The 17,862-nt window shown below is 60.0% G+C and carries 16 protein-coding genes; 6 read left to right on the top strand and 10 right to left on the bottom strand.

Annotated elements, in window-relative coordinates; all coding sequences use genetic code 11:
* Together JNL86_16360 and JNL86_16355 are read left to right on the top strand one after the other, a co-directional pair.
* On the top strand, positions 1–122 hold a 122-nt coding region (locus JNL86_16360), incomplete at its 5' end, for an NAD(P)/FAD-dependent oxidoreductase (protein ID MBL8044482.1).
* Complete coding sequence (locus tag JNL86_16355) at positions 109–669, top strand: alpha/beta hydrolase (GenBank protein ID MBL8044481.1); 561 nt, start codon at positions 109–111, stop codon at positions 667–669. The genes JNL86_16360 and JNL86_16355, both read left to right, overlap by 14 nt.
* A gap of 267 nt (positions 670–936) precedes the next feature.
* Here JNL86_16355 and JNL86_16350 read toward each other — a convergent pair whose 3' ends face one another.
* Positions 937–1,479: a carbon-nitrogen hydrolase family protein gene (locus JNL86_16350; protein ID MBL8044480.1), complete on the bottom strand. Its 543-nt coding sequence runs from the start codon at positions 1,477–1,479 to the stop codon at positions 937–939.
* A gap of 205 nt (positions 1,480–1,684) precedes the next feature.
* On the opposite strand from JNL86_16350, the gene JNL86_16345 reads away from it, so the two are divergent.
* On the top strand, positions 1,685–5,020 hold the full coding sequence (locus JNL86_16345; protein ID MBL8044479.1) for an AsmA-like C-terminal domain-containing protein: 3,336 nt from the start codon (positions 1,685–1,687) through the stop codon (positions 5,018–5,020).
* 19 nt (positions 5,021–5,039) lie between these two features.
* On the opposite strand, the gene JNL86_16340 is transcribed toward JNL86_16345, so the two are convergent.
* Positions 5,040–5,276 (bottom strand): BON domain-containing protein, encoded by a 237-nt coding sequence (locus tag JNL86_16340; protein MBL8044478.1) that lies wholly within the window; start codon positions 5,274–5,276, stop codon positions 5,040–5,042.
* Between the two features lie 246 nt (positions 5,277–5,522).
* Here JNL86_16340 and JNL86_16335 point away from each other — a divergent pair, with 246 nt between their 5' ends.
* Positions 5,523–6,803, top strand: coding sequence for an NAD(P)/FAD-dependent oxidoreductase (locus JNL86_16335; GenBank protein MBL8044477.1), 1,281 nt, complete (start codon positions 5,523–5,525; stop codon positions 6,801–6,803).
* Positions 6,804–6,807: 4 nt separating this feature from the next.
* On the opposite strand, the gene JNL86_16330 is transcribed toward JNL86_16335, so the two are convergent.
* The 3 genes from JNL86_16330 to JNL86_16320 form a co-directional block, all read right to left on the bottom strand.
* Positions 6,808–7,791, bottom strand: a complete 984-nt coding sequence (locus tag JNL86_16330) for a DUF481 domain-containing protein (GenBank protein ID MBL8044476.1) — start codon at positions 7,789–7,791, stop codon at positions 6,808–6,810.
* 192 nt (positions 7,792–7,983) lie between these two features.
* Positions 7,984–9,183 carry a hypothetical protein gene (locus JNL86_16325; protein ID MBL8044475.1) on the bottom strand — a complete coding sequence of 400 codons (1,200 nt, stop codon included), beginning with the start codon at positions 9,181–9,183 and terminating at the stop codon, positions 7,984–7,986.
* 254 nt (positions 9,184–9,437) lie between these two features.
* On the bottom strand, positions 9,438–10,556 hold the full coding sequence (locus JNL86_16320) for a hypothetical protein (protein MBL8044474.1): 1,119 nt from the start codon (positions 10,554–10,556) through the stop codon (positions 9,438–9,440).
* A 175-nt stretch (positions 10,557–10,731) separates the two neighbouring features.
* Between JNL86_16320 and JNL86_16315 the strand changes: the two genes are divergently transcribed.
* The gene (locus JNL86_16315) at positions 10,732–11,520 is read left to right on the top strand and encodes a hypothetical protein (GenBank protein ID MBL8044473.1); all 789 of its coding nucleotides are present in this window, start codon (positions 10,732–10,734) and stop codon (positions 11,518–11,520) included.
* 5 nt (positions 11,521–11,525) lie between these two features.
* Here JNL86_16315 and JNL86_16310 read toward each other — a convergent pair whose 3' ends face one another.
* On the bottom strand, positions 11,526–12,410 hold the full coding sequence (locus tag JNL86_16310) for an SDR family oxidoreductase (protein ID MBL8044472.1): 885 nt from the start codon (positions 12,408–12,410) through the stop codon (positions 11,526–11,528).
* A 142-nt stretch (positions 12,411–12,552) separates the two neighbouring features.
* Here JNL86_16310 and JNL86_16305 point away from each other — a divergent pair, with 142 nt between their 5' ends.
* On the top strand, positions 12,553–13,950 hold the full coding sequence (locus tag JNL86_16305) for a DUF4832 domain-containing protein (GenBank protein MBL8044471.1): 1,398 nt from the start codon (positions 12,553–12,555) through the stop codon (positions 13,948–13,950).
* A gap of 72 nt (positions 13,951–14,022) precedes the next feature.
* On the opposite strand, the gene JNL86_16300 is transcribed toward JNL86_16305, so the two are convergent.
* The 4 genes from JNL86_16300 to JNL86_16285 form a co-directional block, all read right to left on the bottom strand.
* Positions 14,023–14,961: a response regulator gene (locus JNL86_16300; protein ID MBL8044470.1), complete on the bottom strand. Its 939-nt coding sequence runs from the start codon at positions 14,959–14,961 to the stop codon at positions 14,023–14,025.
* Positions 14,962–15,147: 186 nt separating this feature from the next.
* A complete protein-coding gene (locus JNL86_16295) occupies positions 15,148–15,825 on the bottom strand; it encodes an FKBP-type peptidyl-prolyl cis-trans isomerase (GenBank protein MBL8044469.1) in 678 nt (225 codons plus the stop codon).
* Between the two features lie 311 nt (positions 15,826–16,136).
* On the bottom strand, positions 16,137–17,081 hold the full coding sequence (locus JNL86_16290; GenBank protein ID MBL8044468.1) for a glutathione S-transferase family protein: 945 nt from the start codon (positions 17,079–17,081) through the stop codon (positions 16,137–16,139).
* A gap of 96 nt (positions 17,082–17,177) precedes the next feature.
* On the bottom strand, positions 17,178–17,862 hold a 685-nt coding region (locus JNL86_16285), incomplete at its 5' end, for a hypothetical protein (GenBank protein ID MBL8044467.1).

Raw genomic sequence — 17,862 nt, 5'->3', positions numbered from 1 at the left:
TGGTGGATTGGGAAGCGCCCACGGGCGGGTATCTGCTCACGGCCTGTTTTGCCAGCGGCCGCACCGCCGGTGCCGGTGCCTTGGCTTGGCTTGCGGAGCGCGCAGAACGTGCCAAAGCATGAGCGCAGTATGGATGGAGTGACGGCCTTGATCGTGCCGGGCATCGGCAACTCAGGCCCCCGGCATTGGCAAACGTTGTGGGAGCAGCACCATCCTCACTGGCATCGCGTGCAGCAGCGTGATTGGGATCATCCGGTGCTCGACGAGTGGTTGCGTGGACTCGATGCTGCGGTGGCCGAACGACCTCGGCCTACGGTGCTGATTGCGCACAGCATGGGGTGTTTGCTGGTGGCGCATTGGGCGCGACGAGCTTCAGTGGCGGTAGGCGCCGCGCTGTTGGTAGCCCCGCCCGATCCTCAGGGTCCCGCGTTCCCTTCAACCGCGCGAGGGTTTGAAACGGTTCCATCAGATAGACTTCCCTTTCCCAGTCTCGTCGTCGCGAGCAGCAACGATCCCTTCGGCTCTGTGGACTATGCCAAGCGATGCGCGGCTGATTGGGGTAGCGCCTTCGTCGAGGCAGGCGCCGTTGGGCATATCAACGCCGAAAGCGATCTTGGCGCATGGCCGGCTGGTTTTGTTTTCCTCACACAGTTGTTGGCGACCTCGTGATCCGGCCATCCTTCACAATGAATGCTGCTAGATCAACAGACGCTGGTAATCGGCAGAAGCCAGTGTCCCCGTTGTGAGATTCCAGTCGAAGAGGAAGATGGCGGATTGTTCGCACGAGAGTGACAGCAGCCGTTTTCCGCCCTGAGCCACCACGCTCTCCGCTGTCCTGAAATCGAGGGTGCGGTCCTGCCCCGTTCGATTGCAGACGAACAACGGCAGCCCCGTGTCGTTCGTGCAACGTTCCCACTCACCGTTCGGACCGTGCAGTCACGGCGCCCAGGCAGCAGAGGACACGAGAACCTTGGCGCCCTGTGCCTTCAGACTCTTGGCAATCCCTGGGGTATAAGCGTCCGCACAGATGAGGAGCCCGACGCCGCCGAATGGGGCAAGGCGAAACGCGGTTGCTTCGGTGCCGGGTGTGGACCAGGCTTCTGATCCGACGCGCAGGGCGTTGATCTTCCGGTGACTACCCGCCAATCGTCCATCGGGGCCGATCGCAAATACCGCATTATAAAGCTGCTGAGACCGTGGATCTCGTTCCGGATGCGAGAGAAACAGGGTGACGCGAAACCGGTCGGCGAGACGGCAGATCCTGTTCATCCAGTGGTCCGGTTGCGGTTCGATCCAATCCGTCCCGAGGGTATCGGCGAAAGTGTAGCCGCTGACCGCCAGTTCCGGGGTGATAATCCACCCGGCTCCTGAGCAGGCCGCCTTCGTGATGGCTTGGGTCAGGAGGTGGCGGTTCTGCGCGACGGCTCCCGGAACGGGGGCCAGATGCAAGAAGGCGATGCGAAGCAGAGGGTGGGCCATCAATGTCAGGGGACCATCAATCTATGTGCGGGTGCTGTCTGGTGCGGAGTGTAGCATAGCCTCCTCACCAGATTGACCAGCCCGGCGCCTCACTGGAATCGGGCCCTGTGCATCCGGCGCAGAACCCTGCTGCGGCCCTCCCGACGGTCGTGACTTGTGTCTGCCTCATCCCACTGCGTACAGTGGAGTGATGGAGCTGCCCGGCATGACTCACACCGTTGCCCCGTCCTCGCGAACACGAATCGGCCGGCTGCTTGTCGTCATCCTGTTCTTTCTGGCGATCTTCTGTGTGGGTGTGGTGCTGGCTCTGCCCTGGCTCGTGAATCGTCCGGCGAGTATGGCGGCTTTGCTTCAGCAGTTTGAAGAACGGACGGGCTATCGGATAACGATCGAGCAATCGCAGGTGCAACTCTTTCCCTCACCCCGGCTGACATGGACGAACCCCCGGTTGTACGACGCTGCCTCCACCACGCCGCTCGCGCTCGCGGAGCGGGTGGAAATCGCGCTGCAGTGGTTGCCGCTCCTAGAAGGAAGAATCGTTGCCACCGATCTGGTCATTGACCGGCCCCACGTGACCGTTCGCCGAGGGCCGAATGGAACCTGGTCTCTGGGCCAGGAGCGTTCGCCCGCTGCTGCTTCCGATTCGACTCGGTCGTTCGGGTTGTTGCAGGTTGTGCGGAATCTGCTCGTGGTTCAAGGCACCGTAACTGTCGTCGATGAATCCACCTCCGCATCCGGCCCGTTGCATCTCACCGTGGCGCAGGGCGCCTTATCGAGTGAAATGATGGGACGCCGGGCAAGGCTCTATCTTTCCGGTGAGATCCCGCAGGAAGGCGGGCGCGCAGCGTTCCTGTGGGAAGGCTCGATCACACAGAACGATGAAGGTGGAGCGATACAGGCAGAAGGAGATGTGCGACTCCACCAGGTCAATGCGCGTCATCTGCTGTCGTCGTGGATCGGCGGTGGACGGATCACCGACGGTTTTTCGCAGCCGGCCCAGTTGACAGCTCACCTGCGATGGATGCCCGCAGCGACGGGATTCGATCTGTTTGCGGACGAAGTCAAAGCGGAGCTTGCGGATGTGTCCTTGCAGGGGTCCGGGGCGGTGCGTGGTATCGGAACGGCACAGGCCCGATTTTCATCCACCCTGTCTGCATCCCCGGTGCCGGCGGCGCGCCTCTTGAATGAACTGCCTTCCGCCTGGATCTCGAATCCGTTGCGGGCTCAGTTTACGGATCATGCGGTGGAGGGAGTGATCACGCTGCAATCCTTATCGCTTGACGGTGATCTCGGTCCCGACTCACGTCCGCGCATCAATGGCTTCATGACCATTCGAAACGGCCGGTTTACGCTGAGCCCTCACTACCCTCCCGTCGAGGCCCTGTCCGTGAAGATGGCATACGATGCCGATCAATTACGTCTGACGGAGGTGCGTGCGCAATGCGGTCCGGTTCTGCTGACCGGTCACGATCTGCTGATCACACAGTGGCTGACCGATCCGCATGTCGATGTGAACATCAAAGGGGTGGCTCCGGTGGCGGGGTTGGTGGAGATGGTGCGGCGTCTGGACGAATTTCCGCTGCTCCGGGATTTCATGACCGGGCTGGAGCAACCAACCGGGGATGTCGAGGTGATCGCCCACGTGATGGGACGACCACTCAGCGGGCAGCCCCTCGCGCTCGTCGATGCCGATCTCCGGATGCAGCGGGGAGGGTGGCGCAGCGCCAGTGTGCCCGTGCGGCAGGTGGACGCGCATGTCACCGTCACGCCCACCGTGGTGGCGATCGAGCATGTTGACGGGTGGCTGGGGCCTGCTGCGTTTCGGACGCAGGGTGCAGTGACGATGGTGGAGGGCAACGCCTATTCCAATGTGACGCTCGTCATGAGTACGGATGCGTCGGAGGTGCAATCCTGGTGGGCGGACCAGGCTGGGGAAGAATTAGTCCCGGAGATGGAGGGCACTATTCGCCTGCGTGCAGCCGTGACGGGTGTGATCGGCAATCCTCGGATCAAAGGCAAGATTGATCTAGGACAGGCTGGAATTCGTCTGCAGAACTGGTTCACCAAACCGTTGCAGGCTCCGGCTGCCGTGGATTTCGAAGGGCAACTTTCCCGGGGCCACCGTTTGGTGATCCGGCATGTCGGCGTCGGGTTTCCTCCGGTCACGATTTCAGGATCGGGATCCATCGATTTGGACGGGGAGAGAGAGTTTTCGGCGCATGTGTCCTCCGGCCGGATTGCGGTCGGCACACTTCCCAAAGGGGTGGTCCTGGGACCGGTGAGGGCCGGAATCTTGGAGGCGACGCTCGATATGGAGGGCCGGATGAAAGAGCGGGCTTCCTGGCGCACATCGGGACACATCAGATTCGATGAGGGCACGATCAAGGTAGCGAATTTCGATGAACCCATTCGAGACGCGTTTGTGACCCTGCGTTTCGATCAAGACCGCATTCATATTCCGCGCATGGCGTTTCACGTGGGGGCGAGCGATCTGCGGATATCCGGCTCGATCGCGCAATGGGCCGACCATCCGAGGGCCCGTCTGGTCGTGGAATCGTCTCAAATCGATCTCGGTGCCTTTGGGATGTCCGGCCCGCATCGGTCGCGGCCTGTCCGCCACGGATCTTCCGACAACTTCTGGGCGGATGCCACGCTGCACGCATTTCTCTTCGCCGATCATGTCTATTATAAAAAGTTTCTTCTCACCGATCTCTCTACGAAGATCACGTGGGACCATGGACTTTTGACGGTCGAACGGATCAGTGGGGACACGAACGAAGGCCAACTCGCGGGGCAGGTGAAGATTCGCACGAAGAACGGGCAGATGGAACAGGCGCGTAGTACGTTTCGCGCCAGCGGCCTTCCCGTCGAGCGTATCTTGTCTCAGTTTGAGGAGAAGCCTGTGCTGTCGGGGTGGCTGACCACGTCGGGGAAAGTCCAGGCGGAATTTGAGCGAGGTGTGCTGCAGCCTGCCGCACTGACGAGTCGTCAACCGCTTCAAATCCTGGTTCAGGACGGACGCGTGCATCAGGTCCCGGTGCTATCTACCCTGCTGTCCCTCTTGAACCTGCCGGCACTGTTGGAGGGGCAGGTGAACCTTGAGAGCGAGGGCATGCCGTTCGACCGGCTCAAGCTGGTGGGTTCCATCAACAATGGCGTCATCCATACAAAGGAATTTCTTCTCGACAGTCCCGTGCTCAAGATCAGCGGAACGGGCCGATATGACATCATGGCGGATGAATTCGATATGGTGCTGGCGACCAGTCCGCTCGGATCCTATTCCGCGATCCTGAAACGTATTCCTCTGTTCGGGTACCTGCTGTCGGGGGATCGCCAGGGGTTTGATACCGCCGTGTTCGAGCTCAAGGGATCAGCGAACAAACCGCAGTTGCGCTATCTCGCGGCAGAATCGCTGATGACCGGCGTGAAAGGAACGGCTCAGTTGGCCTTCGATATTTTGGTCAACGCCATCACCTTGCCGCAAAAAGCCTTTTCGATTGTGGAGGACAGTATGACCGGAGCAGAGGAGGAAGATTTCTAATGCTCGACCAGAAGGCTTCTCACGGCGCAGGGTCGGCGCGAATCTCCAGATCGTTTTTCACGCGCCGCACCCCCTTCACCTGCCGTGCCAGTTCAGCGGCTCTCGCCTTGCGTTCGGCCCGCTGCACCGTGCCGGTGAGTGTCACCGTTCCCTCCTCGGTGGTCACGATGATGCCGGACAGTCCCCCCTGCTGATCCTCTGCAAACTTCGCTTCGATCGTCGTGGAAATCAGGGGGTCCTTCGAGCTGTCCTGCATGGGAGAACCAGCGGGCAACAGGCATCCGGCAGAAAGCCACGACAGAAGCATGGGGAGGAGCAATCGATGGAATAGGCGCATGAGATCGTGCGGGTCTCGGTATCTCCACGAAACGTGTTTCCCGATCTTGGCATAGCGGCGGGTCCGGTTTCCATGTCGACTTTTGCGATTGCAGGCCCTTCCCGCACCGGGCATGATGCAGCGGTAGACGTGAATGGGTGGTTCGTGAGGAGGAATGGAGGATCGGTGGTAGACATTTGTGTGATCGGTGCAGGGGCGGCGGGCCTGGCGGCCGGTATTTTTGCGGCAGAACACCATTCACCCGTGAGTGTGGAGTTGTTGGACGGGGCCACGAGCATCGGGGCAAAAATTCTGGTGTCAGGCGGGGGGCGCTGCAACGTGACGCACGATGTCGTGACACCGGAAGACTTTTTCGGTACCCGCCACCTCGTGCGGAATGTGCTGGCGGCATTTCCGGTACAGGACACCGTCGCATGGTTTGCCTCGCTCGGTGTCGAACTGAAGCGGGAGGAAACCGGCAAGTTATTTCCGGTGACCGATAAGGCCAGGACGGTGCTCGATGCGCTCACGGCGCGAAGTCGTGAACTGGGGGTGGTGCTTCGTCCGGGGCATCGCGTCGGGAGCCTTGAGCACGGGAACGAATCGGAACAGGCCGGGGCAGAAGCATTGCCCCGGTTTGTGATTCGTCATCAGCATGGCATGACGCTCGCGCGTCGCGTGATCCTGGCCACCGGCGGGCAGTCGTTGCCGCGCACGGGGAGCGACGGGGCAGGGTACGGACTGGCGCGGCATTTCGGCCATCACGTCACACCAACCGTTCCGGCATTGGTGGCCCTGATGCTGGACGAATGCTGTTTTCATGCGGCACTCTCAGGCCTGTCACAAGAGGTGGAGATTCAGACGCTGGTAGAGGGGCGGCCGGTTGATCGGCGGATAGGGAGTCTGCTCTGGACGCATTTCGGGATCAGCGGGCCGGTCGTGATGGATGCCAGTCGATTGTGGTGTCTGGCCAGAGCGCGGGGTGAGACGGCGGAAATTTACGGAAACTTTCTGCCCGGCCGGAATGCGGATCAGGCGCGGGAATGGTTTCTTGCGCAGGCCGCCCAGAATCCTCGCCGATCCTTGCTGAAGGTGCTCTCGGAACTCGTCCCGGAGCGCTATGCCGAGGCTGTGTGTCGTCACGTCGGGAGTGATCCGCAACAGGCCTGCGCGCAGGTGCCGCGCGCGCTTCGCGATCGGCTCGTGACGGCTCTCACCCGGTTTCGTTTTCCCGTCGCGCGCGATCGGGGTTGGAACTTTGCCGAAGTGACAGCCGGCGGGATTCCGTTGGAAGAGATCAATTTCCGTACGATGGAATCGAAGCTGGTGCCTGGCCTGTACCTGGTCGGAGAGGTGCTCGACTGCGACGGCCGGATCGGTGGGTTCAATTTTCAATGGGCCTGGGCGACCGGACGGGTGGCGGGCCGTGCGGCGGCAGCGAGTCTCAATGCGGGATGCGAGCGGTAGCCGATCAGCGGAATTCGTATCCCACACCGAAGATCACGGATTCGTCGGTGGTTTTTCGTCCCGGCGCCGGTTGGGTGTTGAGCCGGAGATCATATTCGACGTTAAAAAACAGATTCTTATATACCGTGATGCGCAACCCCTGGTCGGCATTGAAGCGGAAGGCGTTTCCGGCGTTGATATCCCAGAATCCTTCGTGCCGATGGAATACTTTGACGCGATCCGGCCACAGGCCGTGTTCCCACCGCAGGCTCCAGCGTGCCGACGGGGTCTGCGTGTTCGGGCTGTTGGTGAAATGTTCGTTCACATGGGCGATACCGGCCGACAACGAGAGCGTGGTGGTGCCGGTTTCATAGAACTGGTATCCCAAACCGCTACCGATCGTGGAGCGGAGTTGCAAGTTCTGTAAGGTGTCTTTTTCCAGCATGCCGAACGTTTCGATGAAGACTTTCTTGCTGACAAAATAATCGTGTTTCAGGCTCGCCAGTGAATTACGAGCGGTGACCTGGTCGCCTGCCTGCCCGTAGTTGTATTTGCCTTCGAGCAACAGCCGCTGTTTGTAGGCGTACAGCGTCAATCGGGTGGCGGCGTTGATGGCTTTTGTCGTGGTGTTGCCGCTGGTATGGTTGCCGCCGACCGTCACGGTTCCCAGCAGGCGGATCGGCTCGAGATTGATGCCTGTGATCTCGGCGAGCGGCAGGGGGCCGTTCGCACTCAAATCGGTGACTTCGCGGAGCCCCGTCGTGCCGTAAAAGAAATCATGCAACCGATCGCCTGATTCGCTCGGCACCAAAATCTTTAAGGGGCCGTCGGCCTTTAGACTTTCGATTTTCCCCCAATCGATCTTCACTTCGCCACTATGGTCCGTGTGCAGCGTGAGGACGTGGTCTTCCATCTTTTCGATCTTGCCCGTGAGACGGTCGCCGTTCTGGAGGTGTACCTCGTCCGCCAGGGTCGGGGCGGCACACCACAGCAGGACGAGGAGCAGCATCGTCTGCGTGAGCGGAAGTCGAACGCAATGAAGGTCGTGCATGGAACTACACTGGAATTCCGTGGGGCGGGCGCTCGGTACCGAGGCGGTGTGCCACCAACTGTTTGGTCAGTGCTCACCCTAATCGAGTGCCGTGCGGAGTTGCAAGAGAGTGAATCGGTGATCGGCGGAAAAAGAGGGGGCGGCCTGGTCTTACTTGGCGATGGTGATGCTGGGCACGCCGGTCCGCGGCACATCCGTGACCGTCATTTGAAACAGCTGCGAGAGTAATTTGAAAGCTTCACGGTTCCAGCGCGCTTGAGGCCCCTGCGTATTGATCGCGTAGTAACGGCCATGGGAGCTCACCGTGAGGTCCTGTTCGTCCGGCTTGTGGTCGAGGATGAGGAGATCCATCGTCTTGACCGGGTTCTCGCTGACCGGCGGTGTGCGCGCATCCTTTTCCACGGCATACTCCCGCTCTTCGCTGACGGCATGGCCCAGGAAATTTAGCATGGCGTTGAAGCTTCGTAGACGGAAATCGCCCTGGAGCGGCCAGTCTCCTCCGTAATGTCCGGCACGAATATCAAACGAGACATCGTTCACTGGTTGTTGGTCTGCGGCTTCGTGCAACCGGATGCGTTCTTCCGGCGGAAGGGTGGCCGGATCGTAGTTGGTGATCAGGATCCGTCCGGCGACCGGTTTGCGCAACGTGTAGGTCCGTTGTGCGTGATTGTAGGCGACGAGGTATTGCTGTTCGAGCGCCAGGAATCCCTCCGCCGTCACGGCTTCGGCCGGAATCGTCCAGGTGCGTTCGAAGGTCAGGGCCTCTGCATACAGCCGGTTGGCATCTTGAATAGCGGAGAGGTGGAGGACAACTTTCCGGAACATGTCGTACCCAGGCTGGTCGGAAGGACTATTGCGATAGGCCACTTCTTCGCCGTTGGTGGTCAACCGTAATTCTTTCGCCATAAGCCGAAGCAGAAGGTCAATGTCGACGCCCTGTCTGAGCAGCAAAATCAGTTTGCTCTCCTGGAAGGGCGCCAGCAGCCGTTTCGTAAACTCTTCTCCTTCGATCGGCGTAATGCTGATGGTCGGGTTCTCCGCGATGGATCCGCCGAACAACGGCATCAGCGTGCGCCCATGTTCGCCCGTGAGGGTCGGGGTTGCTCCGGCACTCACACGGAAGTCGAAGGTGGCCGCTACGTTGGCCACACCGGTAAAGTGAATCGGCTCGTGATGGTGGGCCCTGGCGATATTGATCAACAGCTGCTTTGAGATCGCATCGGTGATGGCTTCGTCATACGCGAGGACCGCCCGGTTCAAGGTAGGAGGAGACAGGCAGCCTGCCGACGTAAACGCGGCAAGTACCCCAAGCACGCTTGCAAGTTGTCTGGTCAGGTTCTGTGTCGGCATCACACACCAGCTACTGAATGAATACCGGGCGTTCTAGCACACCTGTTCCGAGAAGCCTAGCCCGGACAATTCATGACCGCCCGCTCCGTCGTCCGATCTTTTTGTGCGGCGGGGCGTTTCTCGCTCGGCCTCCTCGACGGCCTGCGCATACGCCTGCGTCGACCTCACGTGCGGGCAGCCCCGGCGGGTTTCGGTCTCAAACGCCTCGCAAAGGTAGTCATGAATATTCCTGGCTAGCGGAAAGGTCTGCTCCGTTAGTGCCCGGCGGATGGAAGAAACGACAGGACAATGGAGAGGGCAATCAACACAATGATGATCCATTCCAGATACTCCATGCGCTGCGTCGTCGCCCGATCGGACATTTTGCCGTAGATGCTGTCCAGGGTCTGAAGTTTTCTCAAGATGCTGGCGTCCCATGCGTCGAGATGAAAGCGTTGGGAGGCCAGCCGGTACACGCGGGCCAGGTATTGGTCACCCAGTAGCTTGAGAGTATTCGCCACCCGCTCGAATAACACGGCACTCTCGACCTGTAATTGTCCGATGTGGCTCACGGCCCGTTCGTGCGAGCCCGGTAGCCAGAGTTTTCGGCGGGGGCGGTGCCTGAGGGCCTCATAGCCCTGGTCCATCGCCCTGTCGAGTTGTTGATCCAGTGTGCGCATTTCGAGCAATTCCACATTCACGAATTCCAGCACCGCCCGCACATCGTCCATGTCCTGTCCGAAGACGAGGGCGGCATTCCAGTCGATGAAGGCGAGGTCGTCCCGACCGAATGCAATGCGACAGGAGGTCGCTTCACGAATCTCTTGATCGGACAGCGGCGTGGCCTCGCTCCGCAGCACGCGGGCGAATAGGTGCTCGTGCAGGGAGCCGAAGGTGTCGATGTCGGAAGGGGCGTACCGTTCGATTGCAAACAGCAGGTAGTCTTCAACGTCGTTTGACACGGTCGGTCGCTCGACAGCCGGATAAATGTCTCGCACCAGTTGTTCCAATCGCCGACGAGACTCCGTCCGCAGAGTGTCGTTTTCGTAGAGGGTTTCGCTTAAGCCCAGGAGGCCTTCGAAGGGGCCGTCGAGAGGAATGCGATAGATGACGGTGACGGCGCCGAAGTCGTAGAGCATGACTTCGACCGCTGCTTGGGAATGATAGGCGCCGAACTCCAAGGCCTGGCCGTCTTGCATGAGACGAAGCGGTGCCGGGCGATAGTCAAAGTATTGCGGTGCGCGCGCCTTATGCCGAATGCGGCCGCGTTCCTTGATCGCGGTGACATGCCGCTCTGCCTCGTCCAGGTTGATGGCCAACCCGATGTCATAGGCGAACAGGGCGTAACAGGTGCCTTGCTCGATCAGCAGGGGTGTCGTGATGGGATTGGGCATCGGTCTCTGGTCCAAGGGCAGAGAGTATCTACGCCACGAATGGTACAGGCCGATACAGAGTCGATCAAGAGTCCACGCGATGCCCAATCATGTGTGTCCGGCTTCGCGCGTCCGACGTCTCGCTTCCCGGGACTGGTTTGTTCTAACATCGGCGTACACCAGGAGTGGGCACACAATGGGGACGAGTCGCGCTGGAGCTGTCGTGTTGATGGGGCTGTTGGGGCTGGCCTTGAATGTGGCCGGGTGCGGGAGTTCGGCTAAACTGATGTCCGGCCTGAGTATCGAGGAATTCAAGCCCGTGCCGGGTATCCTGGCGAGCGCAAAGCTCGTGAAAGGCACGATTCGTGGCATCACGGGCGATCGAGTGGAGGTGGAGACCGGCGAACGGGCACCTCGGTATCTGTCTCTCGAAGCCGGGGGCGACGAAGGCCGTGGGCTGCAGGTCGGACAGGCCGTCGAAATCATGGTGAATGATCACGATGAGATTGTGGCCTATCAGCGCCCGGCCGAGACGCCGCCGACCAAGGTGTTTCGAGGGGCATTGGGCAAGACCTTTAATCCGCAAAAAGAACGAGTGACGATTCGTCTGGACTCGGGGCGCGATGTGGGATTCTATGCGCGTGCCGTGACGATGGAAAAGCTTGCCGTGCTCGAAGTCGGCGAGTCAGCCGACTTCGCCGTCGATCGTGCCTACTTGCTTGTCGATGTCTTGTCGCTGGGGAAGCCGAGAGAGTTGGGCGTTGGCGCAGCACCGGGTGCGCCAACGCGTCGTGTCGAGGGTGCGTTCGTCACCATCGGAGATGGACGGATGCGCCTGAGGATGAAGCTCGATGACATACAATCTTTTCCGGTCCGGCCGCTCCTCCAGCCGGCAATTGAACAACTGGATCCCAACGAGTCGATCGCCATTTTTCTCGACGCGCAGGGCCACGTGATTGATATGGTGCGAACCGCCAAGCGGTGACGCTGTCAGCGGCGAGCCGGGAGTTTGACGATCCGCGTGATGATCCAGTCGTTGAGTCGGTCGGGAAGCAACAGGGCGAGGTAGGCCCGAATGGCGGCATCCGAGCCCACGAGGTATCGAGTTTTTGGCCACCTGGCTCGAAGGGCGTGTGCGACAGCTGCCGTGACCGTGCTGGCCGGCTGAGCTTGTTCGCCGGCCGCTGTGGCGGCTTCCTTGATGCGGGTGAATCCTTCCCGGTACATGTTCTTGAGATCCTGACTCCAGGTGGCATCCCAGGCATCGACGTCTTTTCTCGTCTTGCCCCAAATGGGCGTGGCAATGGCGCCTGGCGCGATGAGTGCTACGCGGATGCCCCAGGGCTGCAGTTCGAGGCGCAACGCATCGGTAATGGCTTCAAGCGCATGTTTCGAGGCGGCGTAGGGAGCCATGAACGGCATGGAGGCGCGTCCGGCGATCGAGCCCATGTTGATGATGCGTCCTCGTCCGGTGCGGATCAGTGGGAGAAAGGTTTGCGTGACGGCGATCAGGCCGAACACATTCACCTCAAATTGCCTTCGCCAGTCCGCCAGGGGTAACAGTTCGATGGGCCCCGCGACGCCGATGCCGGCGTTGTTCACTAGGCCGGCGAGCCCACGATCGCCCACCATTGCCGCAACCGTGTGGCTGGCGGCGGAAATCGATGCGGGATCGGTGACGTCGAGGCGGATGGGCATGAGGCGAGGGCCGGCCTGTTGTTGCAGACGCTCGCCGTCGGCCGGGTTACGGACACCCGCGAAGACGCGGTACCCGAGCGTGTCCAACGCGAGGGCGCACGCGGCCCCGATGCCTGATGAGGCGCCGGTAATGACGACAGAGTCCGATGGAGAAGAGGCTGAGAACCAGTTTGGCATGTCTCGCGTTCCTCGTGCCTGGGCGCGTACCCTACCATACTTTACGGCGCGACCCTACAGGCAGATGTATCCGGTTGAATACTTTCAGTGCTGCGCCCTAGGCACAGGGGTGGTCGGATCGTGATCGATGAAAGGAGTAGGCATGCAGAGAGCGGGATGGAAACAGGCGCTACTGATCATGATGGGGCTGGGCTTGGCTGCGTGCGTGTCGCCCCTGGGTGGCGGGCCAGACCGGACGGTAGCCTCCTCTACAGGATCTCTTGTGACGGTGCATCCTCACGAAATCAATGACGTGTTGTACAACCCCGGGATGGGGTTTGCAGATTTCCACTTTGGCTTCGGTCATCCGCCGCAGGCCGAGGAGTATCCGCATACGACGGTGGCCTATTTTCGGTGGCCATGGGCGGAACTCGAACCGGCGGAAGGGCAGTACAACTTTGCCTTAGTCGACCGGGTGATCGAACAGGCGAAGGCCAAGGGGGAGACGCTCGCCATTCGCATCGTCTCCGAGTACAAGACCGGCACGCCGAAGTGGGTGCTCGACAAGGGTGTCGGCAGCGTGAAAGAGTCGGATGGCATTTTTCCTGACTACAATAATCCCATTTTTCTCGATTACCACGAACGACTCATTCGCGCGTTCGGCGAACGCTATGGGCGCTCGCTCGACATTGATCACGTAGATATCGGATCAGTGGGCTGTTGGGGGGAGTGGAACACAGCTTGCTGTGAAGGCGTGGAAACGCAATGCAAGGCCTATTTCCCCACTGACGCTAACCAGCTCGCCATTACCGATTGGTACTTTAAGTATTTTGCGGGAACTCCGCTGGTGATGTTGCATGGCGGACAGCTGCAGTATGCGACTGCGCGAGGAGCCGGCTGGCGCGGCGATTGTTTCGGCGACTATGGCTATTTTTCCCCCGACTGGAATCACATGGAGCAGGCCTACGCGCCGGTGTTGGAGTCGCCGGTGGTGGCCGATGCGTGGAAGCATGGACCGGTTCAAATGGAAGTGTGCGGCTACATCCACGAATGGTATGAGCGAGGTTTCGACCTCGATCGGATTCTCAGTAAGGGGTTGGAGTGGCACGTGTCCGTGCTCAATGCCAAATCGAAACCGGTTCCTGCTGCCTGGCGACCGCGCATCAATGAGTTTCTGAAACGAATCGGGTATCGATTGGTGCCGGCGGAACTCACGCATCCCGCCGAAGCCCGTGCCGGTGAGAGTATGGTGCTCCAGTCACGCTGGGAGAACAAGGGCGTGGCACCTGTCTATCATGCGTGGCCGCTCGCCTATCGGTTACGATCCGGCTCGGGGCAGGTCGTGGCGCAGTGGACGAGCTCCGCTGATCTGAGACAGTGGTTACCTGGTGCGCATCAAACCATGGATACTGTCGTGGTCCCGCGTACCGTTTCCCCGGGCACGTATAGGGTGGATCTTGCCGTGCTGGCCGAGGATGGCCGCTCGGCTCATGTGGATCTGGCAATTGAAGGGAAGCGGACGGATCGTTGGTACGAGGTGTCCACTCTCACCATCCGGTAGGCGAGTCTTTGCAGAAAGATTCAGAACAAGACCCGGGTTGGGATTCTGCCGGGAGGCCTGTCGGGATGACGCTTACGCGACTAACACCTGAGGGGCGGGATTGAGATCCAGCACCGTGATGACCCGGTTGCCGTTGCCGCGATACTCGATCTGGTCGAAGCTGAGTTTGTTGGCCATGGCGATGCCCCGGCCGTGGGTATCGAATGCTCGTTCAGGGTCGAAGTCCATATACTTTTTCCAGTCAAATCCTTTGCCCTGATCGGTGATTTGCAGGGACAGTTTGGTGGCGTGACGGGCAAAGTGCGCGGTGACTACCCGGGAGGCGAACAAGGGATTTTTCAAGCGGCGGGCGATTTCTTCATCGAGTTTGTCTTCCTCGATCAGTTGCGTTTTCTGTTCGTACCCGATTTCCAAGTTGCCATGCTCGATGGCGTTCAACGTGAGCTCCAGGATACCGGTGACCACGCGGTTCGGGTCCGGATAGGCATGGGCCAGCAGCGTGGCCAGGTTCTTGGCTTCGTCCGGCGATCTGAACGTGAACGTGGCTGACTCCAGGAGCTCCATGGTGCCGGTGGTGCGGCGGAGGTCCTGTCGTATCTCCAAGTAGTTGCTGTGATCACGGACGGCCGCGTCGACGATCGCTAGCAGCGTCGCTTTATCGTAGGGTTTCACCAGGTAGTAGTAGGCGCCGGCTTGCAGGCCCTCGAGTATTTGCTGTGGGGTACCGGCTGCTGTCTGCATGATCACTGGAATCTGGTTCAGCACTTGATGCTGCTTCATTTTCAAGAGGACTTCCATCCCGTCCATCTCGGGCATCATGCGGTCGAGCACTACCGCAGAAAATCGCTCCGGCTCTTGCTCCAGGAGTTCCCACGCGCGAACGCCACTTGATGCCGTGACGCAGGTATAGTCTCGCTCGCGGAGATGGTGGTTGAGGAGGTCGAGATTGACGGGCGAATCATCGACCAGAAGTAATTGCGGTAACGGGGGAAGCTGTATGTGCGTCAGCATTCGTCGGGACTCCTGCTGTTCGTTGGCTGGCACGTGCGGTGCGAATTGGGTGGTGCATCCAGGCGCACACCCTTGGTTTCCTCACCCTTGTCGGTTTGTTTCTCAAATTACTTAATGGGGAGATGTGAGGCGAAGGGGGGGAAGCGTCCGCCGGGGGTGCCCAACGGACGCCGTCGAAGATGAGAGTTATTGTTTAACGATATCAAGCAGTTCTACTTCGAAGACCAAGGTGGCTCCGGGCTTGATGGTCGGGGGTGATCCACGGTCGCCGTAGGCGATGCCTGACGGACAGACCAACTTGCTCTTGCCGCCGACCTTAATCAGCTGTACGGCCTCGGTCCAGCACTTGATGACCTGGTTCAAGGGAAAGGTGGCCGGTTCGCCGCGCTTGACGGAGCTATCAAAGACGGTGCCATCGATCAGAGTGCCATGGTAGTGCACCTTGACCGTATCCGTGGCTTTCGGGGTCGCTCCCTTGCCTTCTTTGATGGTCGTGATGATGGCGCCCGATTCCGTCTTGTGGGCGCCCGGTTCCGCCGCAGCTTTGGTCAGGAACGTCGCGCCGGCTTTCTTTTCGACATCGGCCACCGCATTGGCGCGCACCTGCTGCATCTGCTGAATCTTCGGCCCGTACACGTTGAGGTCGACCTTTTGTGATCGCTTCAAGACGCCGTCGGCCAGACCGGACTTGACGAACTCGAGTTCGGATTCGTTTAACGTGAACGGCGTGAGGGATTGGCTGATGGCGACACCGATAGCATATAACGTTTTCTGTTCGTCATTCGCCGGCTCGGGGGCGGCGGCCCAACTGAGTGAGGACATGAGGAGCACGGCTGCGGACACGGTACCGGTCACATGGCGCATAGAGGATCCTTTCTGCTGAACAGCATGACTGAAGCCACCATATGCCAGGGAGACCATGCGCCTCAAGAGAATTCTTGGGGCAGGCTGCTGAAAACGGCCTCCCGCGTCGTTCTCGGCTCGTCTACATCCTCGACGTACCTCTGCGGGTACGCCTTCGGTCTTGACTCGCCTGCGGCCTAGCGGGACGCCGTTTTGAGCAACGTGCGAGGACCGCGCAGACTTGTCTAGAGCCTTGCCGAATGGAAAGTCTGTCCGGCGTCCAAAATGGGTCAGTATATCGTCTGTTTCAGCATGGTGCCGGGAGGTGCGGCTCAGGAGAGCGCGTCTCGTCCATGCGGGCCCAGCAGATCCATCACGGGACCGATGGGGACAATACGGGTCGGATTGATGTCATCATGCGTGAAGTAGTAATGCCGCTTGATGTGATCGAAATTTACCGTGTCCGCAATGCCGGGCACCTGATAGAGGTCTTTGAGGTAACCGGACAAATTCGGGTAGTCGATGATGCGCCGGAGGTTGCATTTGAAATGTCCATGATAGACGGCGTCAAACCGGATGAGGGTGACAAAGAGTCGCCAATCGGATTCGACGAATTGCGCGCCGAAGAGATAGCGCCGTTGGCTGAGTCTGGTGTCCAGTTGATCCAACGCCGCGAAGAGTGATCGAGCCGCTTGTTCATAGCCGCGTTGGGAGGTTGCGAATCCCGCCCGGTACACTCCGTTGTTCACCCGCTCATACAGAAACGTGTTCATCTCGTCGATGTCCGCGCGGAGTGGTTCAGGATAGAGATCCAGCCTGCTCGCGGTGAAGCGGTTGAACTCCCCATTGAGCATCCGCATGAGGTCGTCATCGGAATTGCTCACGATCCGTTTCGTGACGGTGTCCCACAGGACCGGAACGGTGACGCGCCTCCGATAGGCGGGGTCGGTCAGGCGGTAGGCCTCACTCAGGAAGTGAAAACCATTGACCGGATCGGTCGAGTGACCTTCTCCGTTGCGAAAGGCCCAGCCCTGCTCGTCTCGAATGGGATCCACCACGGTCATGCCGACGACCGGTTCCAGGTGTTTGAGTGTGCGGACGATGATCGTGCGGTGCGCCCAGGGACAGGCAAGCGACACATAGAGATGATATCGCTCGGTTGCGGTCGGGTATCCCGATCGTCCGTCCTCGGTCACCCATTGACGGAATGCGTCTTCCTGGCGCTTGAATTCGCCTGCCTCGGTTTGTTCGTTGGGAAACTGGGGCTGTGTGGTCATTGCTTGATTCTCCTTGAGCGTTCGACCTTAGCCAGATTCAATGAATGACGTCAATCTGGAATCGCCAATAGACTAGGGACGCGCGGCAGCGGCGGCTTACTTGCGGTCAGGCTGTGGGGAGTGGCGAGGGGCTGACAGATCCCATCCGACCGAAAAGAGCAGGAGGAGCCCTGCGCCGGTGGTTTGCTTGGTACGGGCGCTGGTTTCCCGCGGGGGTAACGGCTCATTGGCGATGATGCCGTCTCCCAGGATGCGGGTATCCAGATCCAGGATGCCGCCGATGCCGAAATTGAAACTGTACTGATCGCTTCGACGCGGCCGGTATCCCACCATGAGTCCGCCTCCCACGGCATCGATGATCCGCGAACCCGGGGCCACGGCGAGAAACGGTCCCCAACTCCATCGTTGTTCGTCCCAGCGATCGATCCAGAGATGAACTTCCGGCATCGCGCGCACCAGGTCGTTGCGTTCGTCGTCGATGCGTACGATGCGGTTCGTCACGGAGACGGCATCCACTCGCCGGGGGCCCAGGTTATGGGTCCAGCTCAAACCCAGACCGAATCCCACGTTCTGAAAGAGTGATGGATTCGCCTCGTCTTCTGCCGCTGGCTCTTCCCGGTGCCCAGAGAGGGGAGCTGGTGATGTCTGTGCCGACAGGGGAACCACCGGTGGACCGCTGTTCCCTGTCGATTGAGACGAAGGCGTCGGAAGAAGTGCGGGGTCTCCAGGTCTGGTTTCCACGGGTGAAGTCGCCTGGGCGAGCCGAATCGGTGAAAACGCC

The organism is Nitrospira sp. (assembly GCA_016788885.1).
Classification (GTDB): Bacteria; Nitrospirota; Nitrospiria; order Nitrospirales; family Nitrospiraceae; genus Nitrospira_A.
This window is presented reverse-complemented; position numbering and strand designations above follow the sequence as displayed.